Source organism: Caballeronia glebae (assembly GCF_001545035.1).
Lineage (GTDB): Bacteria > Pseudomonadota > Gammaproteobacteria > Burkholderiales > Burkholderiaceae > Caballeronia > Caballeronia glebae.
In genome coordinates this window covers 88,093-106,638 of record NZ_FCOJ02000004.1, presented here as the reverse complement: position 1 = coordinate 106,638, position 18,546 = coordinate 88,093, and the positions used below count along the sequence as shown (strand labels likewise).

Genomic DNA, 18,546 nt, shown 5'->3' with positions numbered 1-18,546 from the left:
CGGCGTGGTACGTGCATCGATCCGACGCTTTCACATCGACATCAGGGCCATGCGACGGACGCTTCGGTCCACGCGCCATACGCGGCGGGGCGAGACGCAAATGGTGTAATCGCTTAAGTTATCGGCCCGGAATAGGTGCGAAAGGCAATTGACGTCCGATAGTGGTTGAACCATAGTCGGATAGTCGTTTCCCGCTGGCGCGCACGCCGCGCGGGAAGAGAATACGAAGGATTGCTGCCGCGGGACCTCGTTCCCGCGTACAGGCGCGACGACTCGGCGCGCATTGGCGGCCACGCAAGTTTGGCACCTCACGCACACGTCCTTCGAGGGCTTTAGCATGACCACGCGTCTGACGTTTCCCGCATCCATGTTCTCCGTCGTCTGCCAGCGGTGCGGCAGCACGATGCGCAAAAACGCCGACAGTTGCCCCAATTGCGGCGCCGACCGCAGCGCCGCATTCGGCCAGGCGCGCGAGCGAGCCCCGGGCAAGTCGCGCACGAACGTTTTCGACGAGGCTGCTTCGGCGCCGCTCGCATCGGCGGCTGCGTCCGCGTCGGGTTCTTCCGCCTCGATGGGCTCGGATGGCGACGAGCGCGTCGAGCCGGGCATGCGCTCGCGCTGGACGGAGCGCGCGAGCGAGCGCATCGCGCAGAAAGCGGCGGAATATCGCGCCCGCCGCGCCGAGGAATCCGCGCGCAACGCCTTTGCCGATTCCAGCAACGATCCCGACGCCCTGCCCGGCTCCGAGCGCTGGAACACGAAGAAGACCGTCATCGCGGGTGCATGCGGTCTCGTCTTGCTGCTCGGCGCGACGTTCTATTACCAGCTCGGCGATTCCGACGGCGGGTCGAGCCCGCCGTCCGCGGATCACAGCGTCTCGGGCGTGATCGATTCCAAGGTCGGTTCGCTCATGCGCGGCGCAACCGATGCGCCGGGCACGTCCGCCGCGCCGGCCATCGCCGAGCGGCGCGCTCCGGCCGACACCCGCGCGGCCGCGTCGGGCAATGCGCTGCAGGACGTGCGCTTCGCGCTGGATCAGCACGATCTCGGCACGGCCCGCGCGCGGCTCAAAATGCTTCCGGCGCAGCAACAGGCGCGCGCGGAATACGAATCCCTGAAGGACGAACTCGTCAAACGCGAATCGCAACGCGACGCCGCGCTGCAACTCGCGCGTGCGTGCGAGCGGACTTCCGCATGGGCTTGCGTCCAGCAGAACGCGGGTGAGGCGCTCGCGCTCGACGGCGGCAACATCGAATCGCAAGCGATGCTCGAACGCGTGATCTCGCACGCGGGCTGGCTCGCGCCGACGGCGGTCGCCGCGCTCGCCAAACGGATGCCGGGCACGGCGCCTGCCGCGGATGCAGCGAACGCGCCGGACGCGACGAACACGGCTGCGGCGCAGCCGAAGCCCGGCGCGACCGTGCCCGCTCAACTTCCCGCGCAGGCAAACGTTGCAGCGGCCGCACAGGTTGCGAAGCCGAATATGTTCGCGCCGAAACCCGCGCAGGAACGGCACGCGACGCAACGCAGCGCCGCCGCCGCGCGTCAGGCCGACGACGACGCCGCCTACGGATCGCGTGCGGAAAAGATTGCGCGTGGCCAGGCGGCGACCGCCGCGATCACCGCGACGACGATCATGCCGCCGGCCGAGCCCACCGTCGCCACGACGATGACGAAGCCCGCGACCGCTCCGCAACCGACCGCGCAACCGACGACGCAAGCCGCCGCGCCCGCGCCGTCGCAGCCGGCGGCGGCGAAGGCGGCTCCGGCGCCCGCAGCGCAGACAGCGCGCGCGCCCTACTATCTCGGCGACGACGACGCCCAGCCTTCCGCGGCCAACACGCGCGCCGCGAACCCGCGCACGCCCTATTACCTCGGCGACGAACCGCAGCAGGCCGCGCGTCCGGCCAGTCCGCGCGGCGCGTACTACCTCGGCGAAGATCCGCCGCAGCCGTCCGCGCCCGCCACGCGCACGGCCGTCCCGCACCCGCCGCAATCCGGCAGTCCGAGCAGCGCGCTACCGCCATCGACGGCAACGATGCAGGCAGCCGTGCCCCGCCCGCCCGCAGCCGTCACGCAGCAACCTGTCGCCCAGCCCGTCGCGCAGACGAGCGCAGCCCCGCGCAGCACGCAGGCCGCGACCGGCGCCGGTGCGTCGCCCCAGTTCGCCACCATGCCGCCCGGCGCGCATCTCGACACCGACAAGTCCGAGGAACTCGAACGCGCCATCAAGCAATACGGCTGGAGCGGCGACTCGGCCTCCAAGCCGCCGCCGCGCTAAAAAAACGCACACGAACGACGCAAGTACAAGAACACGCAGAGACAACGATGACGCACGGCAAGCACGCGCCACGCACCTTCGCGTTGGGCCGCATGTGAGTGACCGGTCATGAGCAGATTGCGCGCGACGCGGACGGTTTGCGCGACGCGCGAGTTCCAAAAAGCACCCGTCCAACTCCGACTAAGGGTCAATCATGTTCACCACGAAATGCATGCGCAACGCCGCACGGGGCGCGCTGACGCTTCTCGCCATCGCCGGGCTGCTCGGCGCGGAATCGAGCTTCGCCGCCGATCCGATTCCCTACAAGATCACGACGGGCCAGGAACGCGGCACGTATATCCAGATCGGTCAGGACTTGTCGAAGTACGTGGCCGAGCCGGCGGGCATCGAGCTGGAAGTGTTGCCGTCGAAGGGCTCGGCGGAGAACGTGCAGCGCATGCGCTACGAGCCCGGCGTGAAATTCGCGCTGGTGCAGTCGGACGTGTATCAGGCGTACATGGACATGGCGACCTCGGGCAACGCGGACGCGGGCAAGATCATCAAGCCGTTGCGCCTCATCATGCCGCTCTATGACGAGGAGATTTACTTCGTCACGCGCGCCGATTCGCCGATGAAGTACATCCACGAGATCAAGGGCAAGAACATCAGCGTGGGGCCGATCGGCAGCGGCACCGCGCAATCGGCGGAGACGCTGTATCGGCTGATGTTCGGCGAGCCGATCGCCGACGCCAACGAGCAGCATCTCAACAACGAGGATTCGCTCGCGCGGCTGATCGTCGGCAAGATCGACGTGGCGGTGATCGTCGCGGGTCAGCCGGCGAAGCTCTTTCAGGACATGAATCCGGAGTTGCTGAAGCAGATCAAGCTGCTGCGCCTCGATTCGAGCGCGCAGGAAACCGCGCGCGCGAAGCAGACCTACTTTCCGGCGACGATCCGCACGACGAGCTATCCGAACTGGATTCAGGAAGACACGCCGACGCTCACCGTGAAGGCGTTTCTCGTGACTTACGACTACGGTTTGCGCGGCACGGTCGGCGCGCTGTCCAAGTTCGCGGATTCGCTGTGCGCGAACTTCGACACGCTGCAGGCGAACGGCCATCCGAAGTGGAAGCAGGTGCATCTCGAACTGCCGCCGCTCACGAAAGGCTGGAAATACTATCCGCCGATGGAAAAGCACCTGCGCGCGTGCATCGCGCAGCGCACGGCGGCGGCCGAGCAGTCGCAGAATCCGGCGCGCAAGGTCGCGACGCGTGACTCGGACGCGGCCGCGCAGAAGCCCAAGAAAGCGGCTTGCTCCGCGCAGGAAAAGCTGCTGCTGCTGTGCGATCAGTGATGCCGTGAAACTAGCGGGAGAGCGTCGGCATGAGCGTCGGCATGAGCGCGGCGAGGCGCGTCGTGCCGCGCTCGATCGACGCGGCGTTCGTCCCGCCGTAGCCGAGCAGCACGCCCTGCTGGGCCGGCTCGCCCGCGTAGAACGCGCGGATTCCATACAGCCCGACCGATAAAACGCGCGCCGCCGCGACGACCTCGTCTTCTCGCAGCGTGCCGGTGAGCCGCGCGACCAGATGGATGCCCGCCGTCGCCGGCAGCGGCTCGAACCAGGGCGCGAGCTCGCCGCGCAGACGCTCGATCAAAAGCGCGCGGCGCTCCGCATAAGCCTTGTGCATGCGGCGCAGATGTTTCGCGTATTCGCCGTCGAGCATGAACGCGCCCAGCGCCGATTGCGTCAGCATGCAACTGTGCCAGTCGCAGATCTGCTTCGCGTTCCAGAGCGGCCCGGAGAGCGTCGCGGGCGGCACGACGTAGCCGATCCGCAAATCGGGAAACAGCGTCTTCGAGAATGTGCCGACATACGCGACGAGCCCCGCGCGATCCAGGCTTTTCAGCGATTCCACCGGTCGGCCTTCGAAGCGGAATTCGCCGTCGTAGTCGTCCTCGACGATCACCGCGCCGCGCTTCGCGGCCCATTCGAGCAACTCGACGCGCCGGTCGAGGCTCATCGGCATGCCGAGCGGAAACTGATGCGATGGCGTCACGTAGACGAGGCGCGTGTTGCGCGGAATCTTTGTCACGACGATGCCCTCGTCATCGACCGGCACATGCGCGATGCGTGCGCCGAGCGCCGCGAACAGCGCCCGCGCGGGCGGATAACCCGGCTCCTCGACCGCGACCACATCGCCCGGCTGGATCGTCACGCGCGCGAGCAGGTCGAGCGCCTGCTGCGCGCCCTGTGTCACGATCACGTCTTGCCAGTTGCACACGACCGCGCGGCTGAACGCGAGATAACGCGCGATGCCGAGCCGCAACGCCTGCTCGCCGCCCGGATCGCGATAGCCCGCCACGCCGCCGCCCGCGCGCGCCTGTGTGCGCAGCGCTTGATTCAGGCAGCGTCGCCACGCGTCGTAGGGAAAAAGCGATTTGTCGGTCACGCCGCCCCTGAAGTCGCAGTCGAGCGTTTCGTGGGCGGGCGGCATCGGCATGGCCATGCGCTCGGGCATCTGGCGCCAGATGCCGGTCGCACGGGCGCGGGCCGAAACCGGTTCGGCCCGCGCGGACGGCAGACGCGTGAGACCTTCCGCGACGAACGTGCCATCGCCGGCGCGCGTGCGCAGAAAGCCTTCCGCGATGAGGCGCTCGAAGACATCGAGCGTGGTCTTGCGCGACACGCCGAGTTGCGCGGCGAGATCGCGCGTGGACGGCAGACGCGCGTTCGCAGCAAGCCGCCCTTCGATGATGCCCGCGCGTAGCTGGCCGTAGATCTGGCCGGTCAGGTCGCGGCGGCCGTGCAGGGTGATGTGGATGTCCAAGGGCGGTGGCGACCGGCGCGGCTACAGTTGATAGGGCATTCGCACGCCGGGATCGTCAGGCGGAAATCCTTCATGTTGCAGGAAACCAGAAGCGCGCCAGCGATTGAGCCGACGCCCATACGATTGCATCTGGCAGCTTGATACGCGCGTTCTTGCGAATCGCGAACGCTGATATTTGCCGCTACGTATCGTATATCAAGTTAGCGCGGTGTTCATTCACGCTCCCGAACGATCGCCCCCGAATTGGCTGCACGCGCCGCAGATCGATGCAAAAGGCCGCCGAACGCATGGCGTTTCGGCGGCCTGTTTCCGGATCAGCCGATCATGCGATGACCGGCCTGCCCTTTAGCGCGTGACGCCCGCGACCGACATGCTCGTTCCGGCGTAATAGTAGAAGGCGCCATCCGGACCGACGAAGCCCGATTGCGGATAGCGGCCCGGATTGTAGTCCTGCGGTGCAACGCGGACGTAGCCGGGACCCGGATCGAATGCCTGACCGGCGGCGGGAGGAATCGGGTTCGTGCTGCCGCCCTGATTGCCGCCCGCGCTCGTGCTGGCCGCCGTGCTGATGTTCGCGCCGTTCGGCGCGGCGATCGTGCCGCGGTCGTTCACCAGCGTACCTGCCGTGCCGTCGATGAGCGTATCCGACTTGATCGAACCACCGACGTTGGAGAGGCGATTCGCGACGTTGAACGTGGCGTTGCGCTTCGCCGCGATCGAACCGGCGTCGTTGGTCAGGTTGTCGGTATTCACGCGTAGCGCGTCGCCCGAAGCGATCTTGCCGTTTGCGTTCAAGACCTCGCGACCCTGAAGCTGCATCGCGCCGCGATCCGTGCTCAGACTGCCACCGCGGTTGTCGATGCCGAGCGCCGAGACGGCCAGCGCGTTGCCCGCCTTGATCGCGCCCGCTGCATTGTCCAGCGCGCCTTGAACATCGATCGTTGCATTATTCGACGCCGCGATCGTGCCGTTCGCATTTTTCAGGCCGCTCGATACGTTGGCGCGCACGTCGCCGCCCGACGACATCGTACCCTTCGAGTTGTCCATGTCCTGTGCGTCAAACGACAGCGACTGGCCGGCCTTCACGCTACCGCCGGCGTTGACGATTTGGCCTGCCTGCATCGCGACCGAACCGTGCGCGGATTCGAGCTTGCCGTTCGTGTTGTCGAGCGAGGCGCTGTTGACCGTCAGGCTGCGCGCGACGGCGATCGAACCGCCGGCGTTGTCGAGCTTCGTCTGCGCGATGATCTGCGCGTCGCCGCCGCTCGACAGCACGCCGCTGTTCGAGAGGCTATTCGCACGAACGTCCAGCATTTGGCCTGCGTTGACGGTGGCTTTCTGGTTGACGAGGGTCTGGCCGTTCAGCGCGACGCTGCCGTCCGCCGTGACCGTGCCGCCGTTGAGCGTCACGCGATCGCCGCCGAGCGTCGCATTCGAGCCAGCCTTCACCGTGCCGCTGTTCACGAGCGACTGCTGTCCGACCAGACCGATGCCGTCGCCGGACACCGTGCCGGTGTTGGCGAGCGCCTGAGTGGCCAGCATCGAAACGCTGCGCGCCGTCACGTTGCCGGCATTCGTCACGTTCGTCCCGTTGATCATCGCATCCGCGCCAGCCTTGATGCTGCCGGGCGCACCGATGCTCACGTCGCCGTTCGCGGACAGGTTGATCGCGCCGTTCAGCGACGAAATCGCGCCGTTGTCGCGCACGCCCACGCCGGCTTCGGTGCCGATCATGCGCACCGCGCCGTCGCCGTACATGCTGCCGAGCGACTGGACGTCGATCGCCACTTGCGGCTTGCTGCCCGTGCCCGCCTGCGCGGTGGCGTTCTTCGTTGCGTAGTCGACCCGGTTCGCGCCCGCGATCGCATCGATCGTCTTGCCCTGTACCTTGCCGTTGATCGTCATCGCGCGCGCGATCAGATCGACCGCGCTGCCCGATGCGTTCAGACCGACGCCATCGACCGCGATCTGGCCTTGCTTGACGTCGAAGCCCGCAAGCGAGCCGTCGTTGTTCAGAATGGCCGCGCCGGTCGCGAGCGACACGCGCGGTGCGTTCAGGAAGCCGCAGCCATTGCACGAGATGCCGGCCGGATTCGCCAGCACGACGTTCGCGCCACGGCCAGCGACTTCGGTCATGCCGAGCAGCTGCGACGGCGCGCCGGAAGTCACCTGCAACACAACCGTGGTCGCAGCCTGATTGCCGAGCATCGCGTTCGCCTGAACCGCGCCGCCGATTTGCGTCGTCGTGGCCTGAGTCGCGTTGTTGAGAATCACGCCGGACTTGCCGACGTTGTAGTTGGTGAACAGGTTATTCGACACACCGCCCCTGTTCGCCGCGACAATATTGACGACCTGCGTACCGTTCAACGACGTGCCGAGCGTGGCGCGCGCGGCCGCGGACGGATCGACGGCGATCTGTGCGCTCGCCAGCATCGGGGTCATGCCGAACGCGCACAGCGCGGCGAACGCGCTGGAGCGCGCCACGAACCACAGTGACGCCTGCTGCGCATTGCGGCCGCGCGCCAGTTTGTTCTGGTGCATTTTTACTTCTTTCATTAGTATTCCTATATCTATAAAACCGTTACGATCTCAACCACAGACCGTCAAATCAACACGCTGACCTGCATCAACATGGTTGGCGATCGATCGGAAAAACCCGCTGGCTTGTGGAGCGGCCAGCCCACCGAGACGTCGTAAGCGACGCTCGACGAGGAGAAGCTCTTTTTTGCCAGAGAACCCTTCACACCGAACACCATGCCGACCAGCGTATTACCCACCAGATATTTCGCCGTCGGGCCGCGAACACGTCCGGCATCCACACCTGCGTAGAGCGCCTGAGTGCCAAGCGGCGTTGGCGCATACCAGTCGAGTTCGTTCGAAAGAGTCCATCCGCTTTCAGCCGCAAGCGTGGTTCGCTGGTCGAAACCGCGCACGGCGAAGCGTGTACCGATCGTAAAATAGTCGGGCGCCGCCACCGGCGTCAGCGCGTTCTGCGTCCGCCAGTTCGTCTGCCACGAGAACGTCTGGCCGCCGATGCGAAAAGGCGTGAGTGCATTCACGCTGGCGGTTTCCAGTTGCTGGCGTCCGGCTCGCCCCGGATGATCGACCACATAGCCGGTCATCTTCGATATTCCGGGCAAGGTTCCCGTGTAGCCGACGGATGCATCGAGTTGCGTGCGGCCGATATAACGCCGATGCGACGCGCCGAGTTCGAAGCCATAGACATCGCGCGCGTTGATTTCCTGCGGCGCGGCGTTGAGGCGAACGTCATTGGTCGCGCGATAAAACCGTGTGCGAAGCTCCGTGCGCGAACGCGCGTTGCGATGCACGACCGCGGACAGTCGGACGCTCGCGTATTTCTGGATGTTCGCGTACTGAATCGGACCATAGGTCGACGCGACGGACTGCAAGGTGTTGGACTGACTTGCGTCGAAAGCGAACATGCCGTAGCCGAACGGCACACTGTAGGACGTCGCCGCCACGTCAGTGCCTTTGCCCGGCGCCCCCCGATCCGCGTTGCTGAGCCCGTACAGTTGCACTTGATCGTAGAGCCCGAGCGGCGAATCGATGGTGAGGGAAGCGGATACCTCGTTCTTGCCAGTCGATACGGGACCCGCATTGTCGTATCCGATCGATGCATGCCACCGTTTTCCACTGCCGGGATACAGGATGACATCCGATTCGCCCGGCAACTCACCCGGCGCGATATCGAATCGCGCATCCGCCTGCGACGGAAGACGCCGGATGGTTTCGAGCGCCTGGTCGATCGCGTGCTGATTCAGCACCGAACCCGATGCAAACGGCAACACGGTAGCGAGCGCGCCGATCGCGTCATCGCTGCTGCGTGTGTCGCCGATAAGCCCGGGCGCGATTTGCAGCATGAGCCGTTCGGAAGACAACGATTGCGCCGGGACTGTCACGCGCGTGGTCACATAGCCGCGTTCGATCAGTTCGGTGGCGACCGCGTCCTGCACAATCTTCAAGCCTTGCGTACCGATGCACTGACCTTCCGCCGGCTTGACGATCTGCTCGAGGTTTCGGAACGGATTGTCCCGCAGCACGATTTCGCGGATCGGAAAGCATGGCTGCTCCGCCGGCAGCCGTGCGAGATCGCGGGTCTGCGCGGGCGGGACCGTATCGACGAGTTCATTCGCGAGCTCGCCGCCGTTGAGCGTCGCGTTCAGGTTCTGCTGCTGCAGGCGCTGGGCGTCGAACCCGCGCGTTGGCGTGGGCGCCGGCGCCGCCGTTTCCGCGCATGCCGCGGCGCTGGCCAGCATCAATGACGCAGCGGTGGCGATACTTGTCTTGGTCGGAAGATACACAGCAGGCGCGGTGAAGTCGAAAGCGCCGGAGCATAGCGATTTAGCTGTTTGAAATCTATAGAAAGAATTCAGAAAGGACAATTTGCATCGAAACGTAGCGCGTGTCGATGAACCCGCCAACTATGTTGAAATGTGATGTGCAACTGATGCGATGCCCGTCAACGCACGCCGTCGCCAAACAGCGCGCGGCAAAACGCCTCGCCTTCCGCACTCAGCCGTGCGATGCCGGCGCCATCCTCGCTCCTCGTCACTTCGACGAATCCGGCGTCCGCAAGCCCGGTCAATTGCCGCCTGAGCGCGCTCATCGGCAAACCGGACTGTTTCGCAAGCTTCGCGAGCGACCACGCGCGCTCTGGCGTTTCCGTCCGCGCGCGCCACAACTGCGTCAGCACGGCGACGAGCGCCGGATCGATGTCATCGCTCATGCGCGTTCTCCCATGTTCGCGTCCTTGCCCGCGCGCTGGCCGATCTCGCCGACGAGTTCGCCGAGCCGCTGCAACGCGGCCTCGCTCTGCGCGTTCCACGGATAACTGTAGTTGAGCCGGATGAAGTGGCTGAAGGCATTGCGCGTCGAGAACATATAGCCCGGCCCGACCGTGATGCCGCTGTCGAGCGCGGCGCGATAGAGCCGCATCGAATCGACGCGTTCCGGCAGTTCGACCCACAGCACGTAGCCGCCCTGCGGCGCCGACGTGCGCGTGCCCGCCGGAAAGAACCGCTCGACCATCGCGCTCATGATGCGCGACTGTTGCCGATACAGCTTGCGCACGCGTCGCAGATGCCGGTCGTAGCCGTCCTGCCGCAGATAATCCGCGATCGCGACTTGCGGCACGGAAGGCGTCGTCAGCGTGTTGAGGAACTTGAGCTTTTCGACTTGCGCCCGATATCGTCCCGGCATTGCCCAGCCGATCCGGTACGACGCCGTCAGACTCTTCGAGAACGAGGCGCAATGCAGCACGAGCCCTTTCGTGTCGAAGTTCTTGAGCGTCGACGGGCGCGTATCGCCGTAGTAAAGCTCGTGATAGACATCGTTCTCGATCACCGGAATCTCGTGCGCGCCCAGCAATTCGACGAGCTGACGCTTGCGTTCGTCCGGCATCTGAAAGCCGAGCGGATTCTGGAAGTTCGGCATCACCATGCACGCGGCGATTTTTCTTCTTCCGATGATCTGCGCCAACGCCTCGATGTCGATGCCTTCCGCCGGATGCGTCGGCACTTCGATCGCGCGCATGCCGAGGCGCTCGATCGCGTGCAGCATCGCGTAATAGGTCGGCGACTCGACCGCCACCGTGTCGCCCGGCTGCGCGACGGCCTGCAGGCTCAGGTTGATCGCCTCGGTCGCGCCGACCGTGATGACGATCTCGTCCGGATCGACCGGCACGCCGTTTTCCGCATAACGCCGTGCGATCTGGCGGATCAGTTCGGGATTGCCGGGCGGCAGATCGTCGATGAGGTTCCAGCTCGATTGCCGCCGCGCGATCGCGTTCGCGTACTGGTTGATGCGCCGCCACGGAAACGGCTCGGGATCGGGATACGGCGAGCCGAACGGCACGGCGTCGTGCGCGCGGATGCTGCGCAAGGTCGAAAGCACGAGCCGGCTCACATCGACTTCCGATGCGGTCGCGATCACGCGCTTCGGTTGACTGTGCGCCGCGCCCGCGTGCGGTTTCGCGCGCACGAAATAGCCCGACTGCGGACGCGTTTCCAGAATGCCGCGGCTCTCCAGAATCGCATAGGCGTGCAGCACGGTCTTGATGCTCACGCCGTGCTGCTGGCTCGCCTGCCGCACCGACGCGATCTTCTCGCCCGGCGCGAATACGCCGCGCCGCACGGCTTCTTCGATTTCGTCGGCGAGTTTTTCGTAGAGCTTCAAGTGGTTTTCGTCCCGGCGTGGTAATGCGTCAAGTCTAGGGCAAAACGCCGCAACTGTACTCCTTCTATTTCGCATTTTCTGTGCGCCGCAGGCGTTTCGGAACACAGTACGCTTCCAACATCGCAAGCCATCCGCGTCAATCCGACACGCCATGTTCAAGAAACCCGAAGAACGCATCGAACCCTATACGCATCCCGCCGCCGGCTGGGGCGCGCTGAAGCAGGTCGCCATCAACCTCGTCAAGGAGAAGGTGGCGGGCGGCAACTTCAAGACGTTGTTCAAGCAGAATCAGCCCGACGGTTTCGATTGCCCCGGCTGCGCGTGGCCCGACCGCGAGCACGGCTCGACCTTCGAATTCTGCGAAAACGGCGTGAAAGCCGTCGCCGCCGAAGCCACGAGCAAGCGCGTGACGCCCGCGTTCTTCGAGGAGCACACGGTGTCGTCGCTGATGGCTCAGAGCGACTACGAACTGGAGCAGCATGGCCGACTCACCGATCCGCTCGTCTACGATGCGAAGCGCGACCGTTACGTGCCGATCGAATGGGACGACGCCTTCGAACTGATCGCCTCGCATCTGAAAAAACTCGACGATCCGGACCGCGCCGCGTTCTACACGTCGGGGCGCGCGAGCAATGAGGCGGCGTTTCTGTATCAGTTGTTCGTGCGCATGTACGGCACCAACAATTTCCCCGATTGCTCGAACATGTGCCACGAAGCGACGAGCCGTGGCTTGCCGCACACGGTGGGCATCGGCAAGGGCACGGTCACGCTCGACGACTTCGAGCACGCCGACACGTTGCTGCTCTTCGGTCAGAATCCGGCGACGAATCATCCGCGCATGCTCGGCGAGTTGCGCGAATGCGCGAAACGCGGCGCGACCATCGTGTCGATCAATCCGCTGAAGGAGCGCGGCCTCGAACGTTTCGCGAGTCCGCAGCACACGCTCGACCTGCTCTCGCCGAAGGGCGTGAAAATCAGCTCGGTGTTCATCCGCCCCAAAGTGGGCGGCGACTTCGCGCTGATCAAAGGTGTGGCGAAGCGCGTGATCGAACTGGACGATGCAGCACTGGCGAACGGCGGCGAGCGCGTGCTCGACGTCGATTTCATCGCGCAGCACACGGTCGGCTTCGACGCCTTCGCCGACGACCTGCGCGCCGAAAGCTGGGACGCGATCATCGCGGAATCGGGTGTGGACATGGACGATGTGCTCCGTCTCGCCGATATCTACGCGAACGGCCGCGCCGCCATCGCGACGTGGGGCATGGGACTCACGCAGCACAAGAACTCCGTGCCGACGATCCAGCTTCTCTCGAACCTGATGATGATGCGCGGCAATATCGGCCGGCGCGGCGCGGGACTGTGCCCGGTGCGCGGCCATTCGAACGTGCAGGGCGACCGCACCGTCGGCATCGAGGAAAAGCCGACGCAAGCGTTTCTCGAACGGCTCGGCGCCGCCTACGATTTCGAGCCGCCGCGCGAGCATGGTTACGACGTCGTCGAAACCATTCACGCAATGCTCGAAGGCAAGGTGAAGGTGTTCATCGGCCTGGGCGGGAATTTCTCGATCGCGACGCCCGACACGCCGCGCACCTGGGACGCGATGCGCTCGTGCGACCTCACCGTGCACATCACGACGAAGCTCAATCGCAGCCATCTCGTGCACGGCCGCGACGCGCTCATTTTGCCGACGCTCGGCCGCACCGAGATCGATATTCAGAACGGCGTGCCGCAAGGCGTTTCCGTCGAGGATTCGATGAGCATGGTGCATATCTCGTACGGCATGAACAAGCCGGCCTCGGCGAATCTTCTTTCGGAAATCGCGATCGTCGCGCGCATGGCGCATGCAACTCTCGGCTCGGCCAAAGTCGACTGGCGCGCGCAGGCGGGCGACTATGCGTTGATTCGCGACGGCATCGAGAAAGTGCTCGACGGCTTCGAGCGTTACAACGAACGCCTGAAGCAGCCGGGCGGTTTTCATCTGGGCGTGGCCTCGCGCGAGCGCGTCTGGAAAACGCCGAGCGGCAAGGCGCAGTTCATCGTGCACGAGATCGCGTTCGATACGCCGATCCACCGCGCCCGCGCCCTGTACGGGGAGCGTCTCATGACGCTCATGACGACGCGCTCGCACGATCAGTACAACACGACGATCTACGGCCTCGACGATCGTTATCGCGGCGTGTACGGACAGCGGCGCGTGCTGTTCGCGAACCGCGAGGACATCGACATGCTCGGGTTCGAGCCGGGCGAACTCGTGGATATCACGAGCGTGTGGGACGACGGCGTCGAGCGTCGCGTGGACGGTTTCAAGCTCGTCGAGTACGACATTCCGCGCGGTTGTCTCGGTGCGTATTATCCGGAGACGAATCCGCTCGTGCCGTTGTCATCGGTGGCCGATGGCGCCGGCACGCCGACATCGAAGTCCATTCCCGTGTTGCTGACGTCTTCCAGTCAGGCCATTGCCGCCTGAAACCGCTTCGCGCGCTACTTCGCGCCGGCGAACTCCTGGATATCGGCATCGGCTTCGCCCGCGAGCGGCACGACGCCGGACGGCCCCGTTGCATGCGGATGCAGCAGCAGCGCGACCAGTCCGCTCCAGCCCGTCTGGTGCGACGCGCCCACGCCGCGCCCGTTGTCGCCGTGGAAATATTCGTGGAACAGCACGAGATCGCGCGAACGCGGATCGGCCTGTAGCTGCGGATACGCGCCCATCACGGGACGCTCGCCGTTCTTGTCGAGCAAAAAGAGCGTGGTCACGCGGCGCGCGAGTTCATCGGCGATCTGGGCGAGCGAGAATTTCTGCCCCGAGCCGGTCGGATATTCGACGCGAAAATCGTCGCCGTAATAGCGATGAAACTCGTGGATCGATTCGATCAGCAGATAGTTCACCGGCATCCACACCGGACCGCGCCAGTTCGAATTGCCGCCGAACACGCGCGAGTCCGACTCCGCCGGAAGATATCGGATGCCGAAGCTTTCGTTGTTGTGATAGAAGACGAACGGATTATCGAGATGCACCCGCGAAAGCGCACGCACGCCGTGATCGGAGAGAAACTCTGATTCGTCGAGCATGCGCCTGAGCAACGCCTTCATACGATGCCCGCGCAACAGCGACAGCAGCACGCTGTTGCCCTGACCCGCCACGTTCCAGCGCGACACGAGCTTCGAGAGATCGGTGCGATGTTCGAGGAACCAGTGCAGCCGCTCGCGCAACTCCGGCAGCGAGCGATACACCTTCGGCTCCAGCACATGCACGGCGAAAAGCGGAATCAGCCCGACGATGGAACGCACGCGCATCGGCACATTGGTTCCGTCGGGCAGACGCAGCTTGTCGTAGAAGAACTCGTCCTCGCCGTCCCAGAGGCCGGTGTCGCAGTCGTCCTCGCAGCTCACCGCTTCCGCGATGTATAGGAAGTGCTCGAAGAACTTCACCGCGATGTCGACGAACACCTTGTTCGCATACGCGAGTTCCAGCGCGATGCGCATCAGGTCGAGTGCATACGCGGCCATCCACGCGGTGCCGTCGGCCTGATCGATATGGCCGCCCGTCGGCAGCGGCGACGACCGGTCGAAGATGCCCACGTTGTCCAGCCCGAGAAAGCCGCCCTGGAAAATATTCTTGCCGTCGGCGTCCTTGCGGTTCACCCACCACGAGAAGTTGAGCAGCAGCTTGTGGAACACGAGCTCCAGGAAATCGCGGTCGCCCTTTCCGGTGATGGCGCGGTCGATCTCGTAGACGCGCCACGTCGCCCACGCGTGCACGGGCGGATTGGCATCGCCGAAAGCCCATTCGTAGGCGGGCAACTGGCCGTTCGGATGCTGATAGCGGTCCTTGACGAGCAGGAGCAACTGACGTTTCGCGAACTCCGGATCGATGAGCGCGAACGCGGCCGCATGAAACGCGAGATCCCACGACGCGTACCACGGGTATTCCCACTTGTCCGGCATCGAGACGATGTCCGCGTTGCACAGATGCCGCCAGTCGGAATCGCGCCCGGAGCGTCGCTGCTTCGGCGGCTTCGGCTGGAGCGGATCGCCGTCGAGCCAGCGCGTCACGTCGAACTGATAGTACTGCTTCGACCACAACATGCCCGCGAGCGCCTGACGCTGCACGAGCCGCTGATCGGCGTCGGCGATATCGTGCTGCAGCGCGCCGTAGAACTCGTCCGCTTCCGCGATGCGGCGCGCGAAAAGTCCATCGACGTCGAGCGGCACGGCGTCCGGCGCGGATTCGGGCCGCCAGCGCAGATACACCACGGCCTTGCCGAGCGGCGCCAGTTCGAGATGCGCATGCGCGGCCGCGCGCGTGCCCTTGTCGCGGCGAATCGCGTTCTCGTTGCCTTGCAGGATGTAATCGTTGAAGCCGTCCTTGTACGGGCCTTGGCCTTCCATGTGAAAGAGACGCTCGACGTTGGTCTCGTTCTCGCAGAAGAGCCATTCGATCTTGTCGGCGTCCGGCGACCACGCGGTGACGACCATCGGCTCGTGCGCGCCTTGTTCGGCAAGCACGTAGGTGCCTTCGGCCTGCACCGTCTGCGCCCTCAGCGACGGCTTCCCCGGCGTCGGCTTCCACGACCACGTATTGCGCGCCCAGATTTGCGGCAGCACGTCGAGCGCGGCCGACACCTCGCCGCGATTTTCGATCGTCACGCGCATCAGGATGTCGTCGGGCGTGTGCTTGGCGTATTCGACCTGCACGTCGAAGTAACGCCCGTCGTCGAACACGCCGGTGTCGAGCACTTCGTACTCGGCCATGTCGGCGCCGCGCCGTGCGTTTTCATCGACGAGATCGGCATACGGATACGCCGCATGCGGATACTTGTAGAGCATGCGCATGTATGAATGCGTCGGCGTGCCGTCGATGTAGAAGTACAGCTCCTTCACGTCCTCGCCGTGATTGCCCTCCTCGTTCGTCAGACCGAAGAGCCGCTCCTTGATGATCGGATCGCAGCCGTTCCAGAGCGCGAGCGAGACGCACCAGTTGAGCTTGTCGTCGCCGAAGCCGGCGAGACCGTCCTCGCCCCAGCGATACGCGCGGCTGCGCGCATGATCGTGCGGGAAGTAGTCCCAAGCGGTGCCGAATTCGCTGTAATCCTCGCGCACCGTGCCCCATTGACGTTCGCTCAGATACGGTCCCCAGCGCTGCCAGCGCGGGCAGTCCTGCGAATGGAGCCTCAAGCCCTCGACGGTATCGAGCTGGTTCACGGGGCGCGACTTCGACATGGGCGTTTCCTGGTTGACTGCGTCCGCAATAGCGGACAAGACTGGTAATTTAGCGCGTTTTTAGGCCGACCCGCACGCTGCGCCGAGCAGTGTCTCGATGCGCAAAAGCTCCGCGAGCGACCACGCCTGGAACGGCGTGCCGCCGGGCGTGTGCGGGGCGTCGCCATCGGCGACTTCGCTGATGTGATCGAGACCGTAGCGATCGAGATGTGCATAGAGCGGCGTCAGAAAGCGCTCGCGCACTTGCGCCGCGCCGTGCACGCGCACCCACGCCTCGACGAACGGGCCGATCAGCCACGGCCAGACGGTGCCCTGATGATACGCGCCGTCGCGCTCCAGTACGCCGCCCGCATAGTGCGACTTGTAGGCCGGATCGGACGGCGCGAGCGTGCGCAGGCCGAGCGGCGTGAGAAGCTGAGCCTCGGCCTGCGCGACGACGGCGCGCGCGATCTCGCCATCGACGAGCGGAAACGGCAGTCCGCCGACCGCGAAGATCTGATTCGGACGAATCGAGCGGTCGACCGTGCCGGGCTGATGATCCACGTCGACGACATCGAAGAGCGTGTGCGTGTCCGGATCGACGAAGCGCGCGGCGAACGAGAGCCGCGCCTGATCGCGCAACGCCTGCCAGCGCGGATTCCACGCGCTCGCAATCGACAGCGCGTTGATCCACAGCGCCTGCACCTCGACCGGCTTGCCGATGCGCGGCGTCACGACCCAGTCGCCCACCTTCGCGTCCATCCACGTGAGTTGCACGCCGGGAACGCCCGCGCGCAGCAGGCCGTCCGTATCGACGGCGATGCCGAAGCGCGTGCCGCGCGAATAGCCGTCGAGAATCGCATCGACGGCGCGTTGCAGGCTGCTCGTTGTCGCGGCGTGCGCGTGACCCGTCGCCAGATAATCCTGCACGGCGACGACGAACCACAGCGATGCATCCACGGAGTTGTACTCGGGCATGCCGCCGCTGTCGGGAAAGCGATTCGGCAGCATGCCTTCGGAAATCGTATCGGCCCATTCGAGCAGGATCGATTCCGCTTCTTCATGCCGGCCCGATGCAAGCAGAAGCCCGCGCATCGAGATGAAGGTGTCGCGGCCCCAGTCGGTGAACCACGGAAAGCCCGCGATGATCGTGCGCCCGACGTTGCGATTCACGACATACGCATCCGCCGAGCGCGCGAGCCGCGAGCCGAACGCCGCGCGGCGCTGCGTTTCTCGCGAGGCCAGCTTCGATGCGTGCGCGAGCGCGCTGTCTTCGAACGGCTCGTCGGGGTCCGCGTGCGTGTGGAGGATCATTACGGCTTCGCCGCGCGTGAGATCGAAGCTGAACACGCCGGGCGTCGCGAGGTCTTCGGTGAAATCCAGTCCCCGCTCGCGTTCACGCACATAGCAGAAGTTGCGATACCAGTCGGGCGCATGCTCGTAGGCGCCGTTCGACGTGACGCAGATCGTGGGCAGATTGCAATACGGCTGCCATTGCACGCGCTCGCCTTCGAACGAGGCATCGAAGGAAAACGCCGGATTCTCGTGATGCAGCGCGTGATAGTCGCGCCCCGAAAGCAGCGGGCGCACTTGCAGGCGCGCCGTGGCGAAGGTCTGCGTGGCCGCGCCTTCGAGACGCCAGCGCAGCACGGTCTCGTGCACGTCCTTGGCGACGAGCATTTCCGCGACGACGACGGCATCGTCGCCGATCCGAAATCGCCACGTCGGCCACGGTTGCGTGTCGAACGACAGCAGGCTCGCGCGGGCGTCCGGATAGAGCACGTCGGGCGCGTAGCGCTGCATCGTCAGAGGGAAGCGCGTGCCGCCGACGTCGAGCCATGCCTCGATGCCGTTGATGAGCACGACGCGTCCCGCGGGCGGTTGCGTCGCGCTGAGCAGCAGCGCGTGATAGCGCCGCGTGCGCATCGTGCCGACGGTGCCGGAGGCGAAACCGCCGTTGGCGTCGGGTTCGAGCCATTCGTCTTCGAGGCGCGCGGCGTCGATCGGCGATTGTTCGTTGTGCTCGTTATCTTCGATGCGTGTCATGGCTTCCCCTCTTGCGCT

10 protein-coding genes are annotated in these 18,546 nt (G+C 65.1%); 3 read left to right on the top strand and 7 right to left on the bottom strand.

Annotated features, from left to right (window positions below):
* Positions 1 to 337 precede the first annotated feature (337 nt).
* Both AWB82_RS04225 and AWB82_RS04220 read left to right on the top strand, forming a co-directional pair.
* Complete coding sequence (locus AWB82_RS04225; protein WP_086965898.1) at positions 338 to 2,281, top strand: zinc ribbon domain-containing protein; 1,944 nt, start codon at positions 338 to 340, stop codon at positions 2,279 to 2,281.
* A gap of 193 nt (positions 2,282 to 2,474) precedes the next feature.
* A complete protein-coding gene (locus tag AWB82_RS04220) occupies positions 2,475 to 3,614 on the top strand; it encodes a TAXI family TRAP transporter solute-binding subunit (protein WP_086965897.1) in 1,140 nt (379 codons plus the stop codon).
* Between the two features lie 10 nt (positions 3,615 to 3,624).
* On the opposite strand, the gene pdxR is transcribed toward AWB82_RS04220, so the two are convergent.
* From pdxR to AWB82_RS04195, 5 genes are all read right to left on the bottom strand, one after another.
* A complete protein-coding gene (pdxR, locus tag AWB82_RS04215; RefSeq protein WP_086965896.1) occupies positions 3,625 to 5,088 on the bottom strand; it encodes a MocR-like pyridoxine biosynthesis transcription factor PdxR in 1,464 nt (487 codons plus the stop codon).
* Positions 5,089 to 5,433: 345 nt separating this feature from the next.
* Positions 5,434 to 7,644: a two-partner secretion domain-containing protein gene (locus tag AWB82_RS04210; RefSeq protein ID WP_086965895.1), complete on the bottom strand. Its 2,211-nt coding sequence runs from the start codon at positions 7,642 to 7,644 to the stop codon at positions 5,434 to 5,436.
* 47 nt (positions 7,645 to 7,691) lie between these two features.
* The gene (locus tag AWB82_RS04205) at positions 7,692 to 9,365 is read right to left on the bottom strand and encodes a ShlB/FhaC/HecB family hemolysin secretion/activation protein (protein WP_086965988.1); all 1,674 of its coding nucleotides are present in this window, start codon (positions 9,363 to 9,365) and stop codon (positions 7,692 to 7,694) included.
* A gap of 203 nt (positions 9,366 to 9,568) precedes the next feature.
* Positions 9,569 to 9,835, bottom strand: a complete 267-nt coding sequence (locus tag AWB82_RS04200) for a helix-turn-helix domain-containing protein (protein ID WP_086965894.1) — start codon at positions 9,833 to 9,835, stop codon at positions 9,569 to 9,571.
* On the bottom strand, positions 9,832 to 11,283 hold the full coding sequence (locus tag AWB82_RS04195) for an aminotransferase-like domain-containing protein (RefSeq protein ID WP_086965893.1): 1,452 nt from the start codon (positions 11,281 to 11,283) through the stop codon (positions 9,832 to 9,834). Before AWB82_RS04195 ends, AWB82_RS04200 begins: the two co-directional genes overlap by 4 nt.
* Positions 11,284 to 11,434: 151 nt before the next feature.
* Here AWB82_RS04195 and AWB82_RS04190 point away from each other — a divergent pair, with 151 nt between their 5' ends.
* A complete protein-coding gene (locus tag AWB82_RS04190; protein WP_086965892.1) occupies positions 11,435 to 13,750 on the top strand; it encodes an FdhF/YdeP family oxidoreductase in 2,316 nt (771 codons plus the stop codon).
* Positions 13,751 to 13,764: 14 nt separating this feature from the next.
* Here the strand turns inward: AWB82_RS04190 and AWB82_RS04185 are convergent, their stop codons facing one another.
* Together AWB82_RS04185 and AWB82_RS04180 are read right to left on the bottom strand one after the other, a co-directional pair.
* The gene (locus tag AWB82_RS04185) at positions 13,765 to 16,503 is read right to left on the bottom strand and encodes an MGH1-like glycoside hydrolase domain-containing protein (protein ID WP_086965891.1); all 2,739 of its coding nucleotides are present in this window, start codon (positions 16,501 to 16,503) and stop codon (positions 13,765 to 13,767) included.
* A gap of 60 nt (positions 16,504 to 16,563) precedes the next feature.
* Positions 16,564 to 18,528: an amylo-alpha-1,6-glucosidase gene (locus AWB82_RS04180; RefSeq protein WP_086965890.1), complete on the bottom strand. Its 1,965-nt coding sequence runs from the start codon at positions 18,526 to 18,528 to the stop codon at positions 16,564 to 16,566.
* Positions 18,529 to 18,546 lie beyond the last annotated feature (18 nt).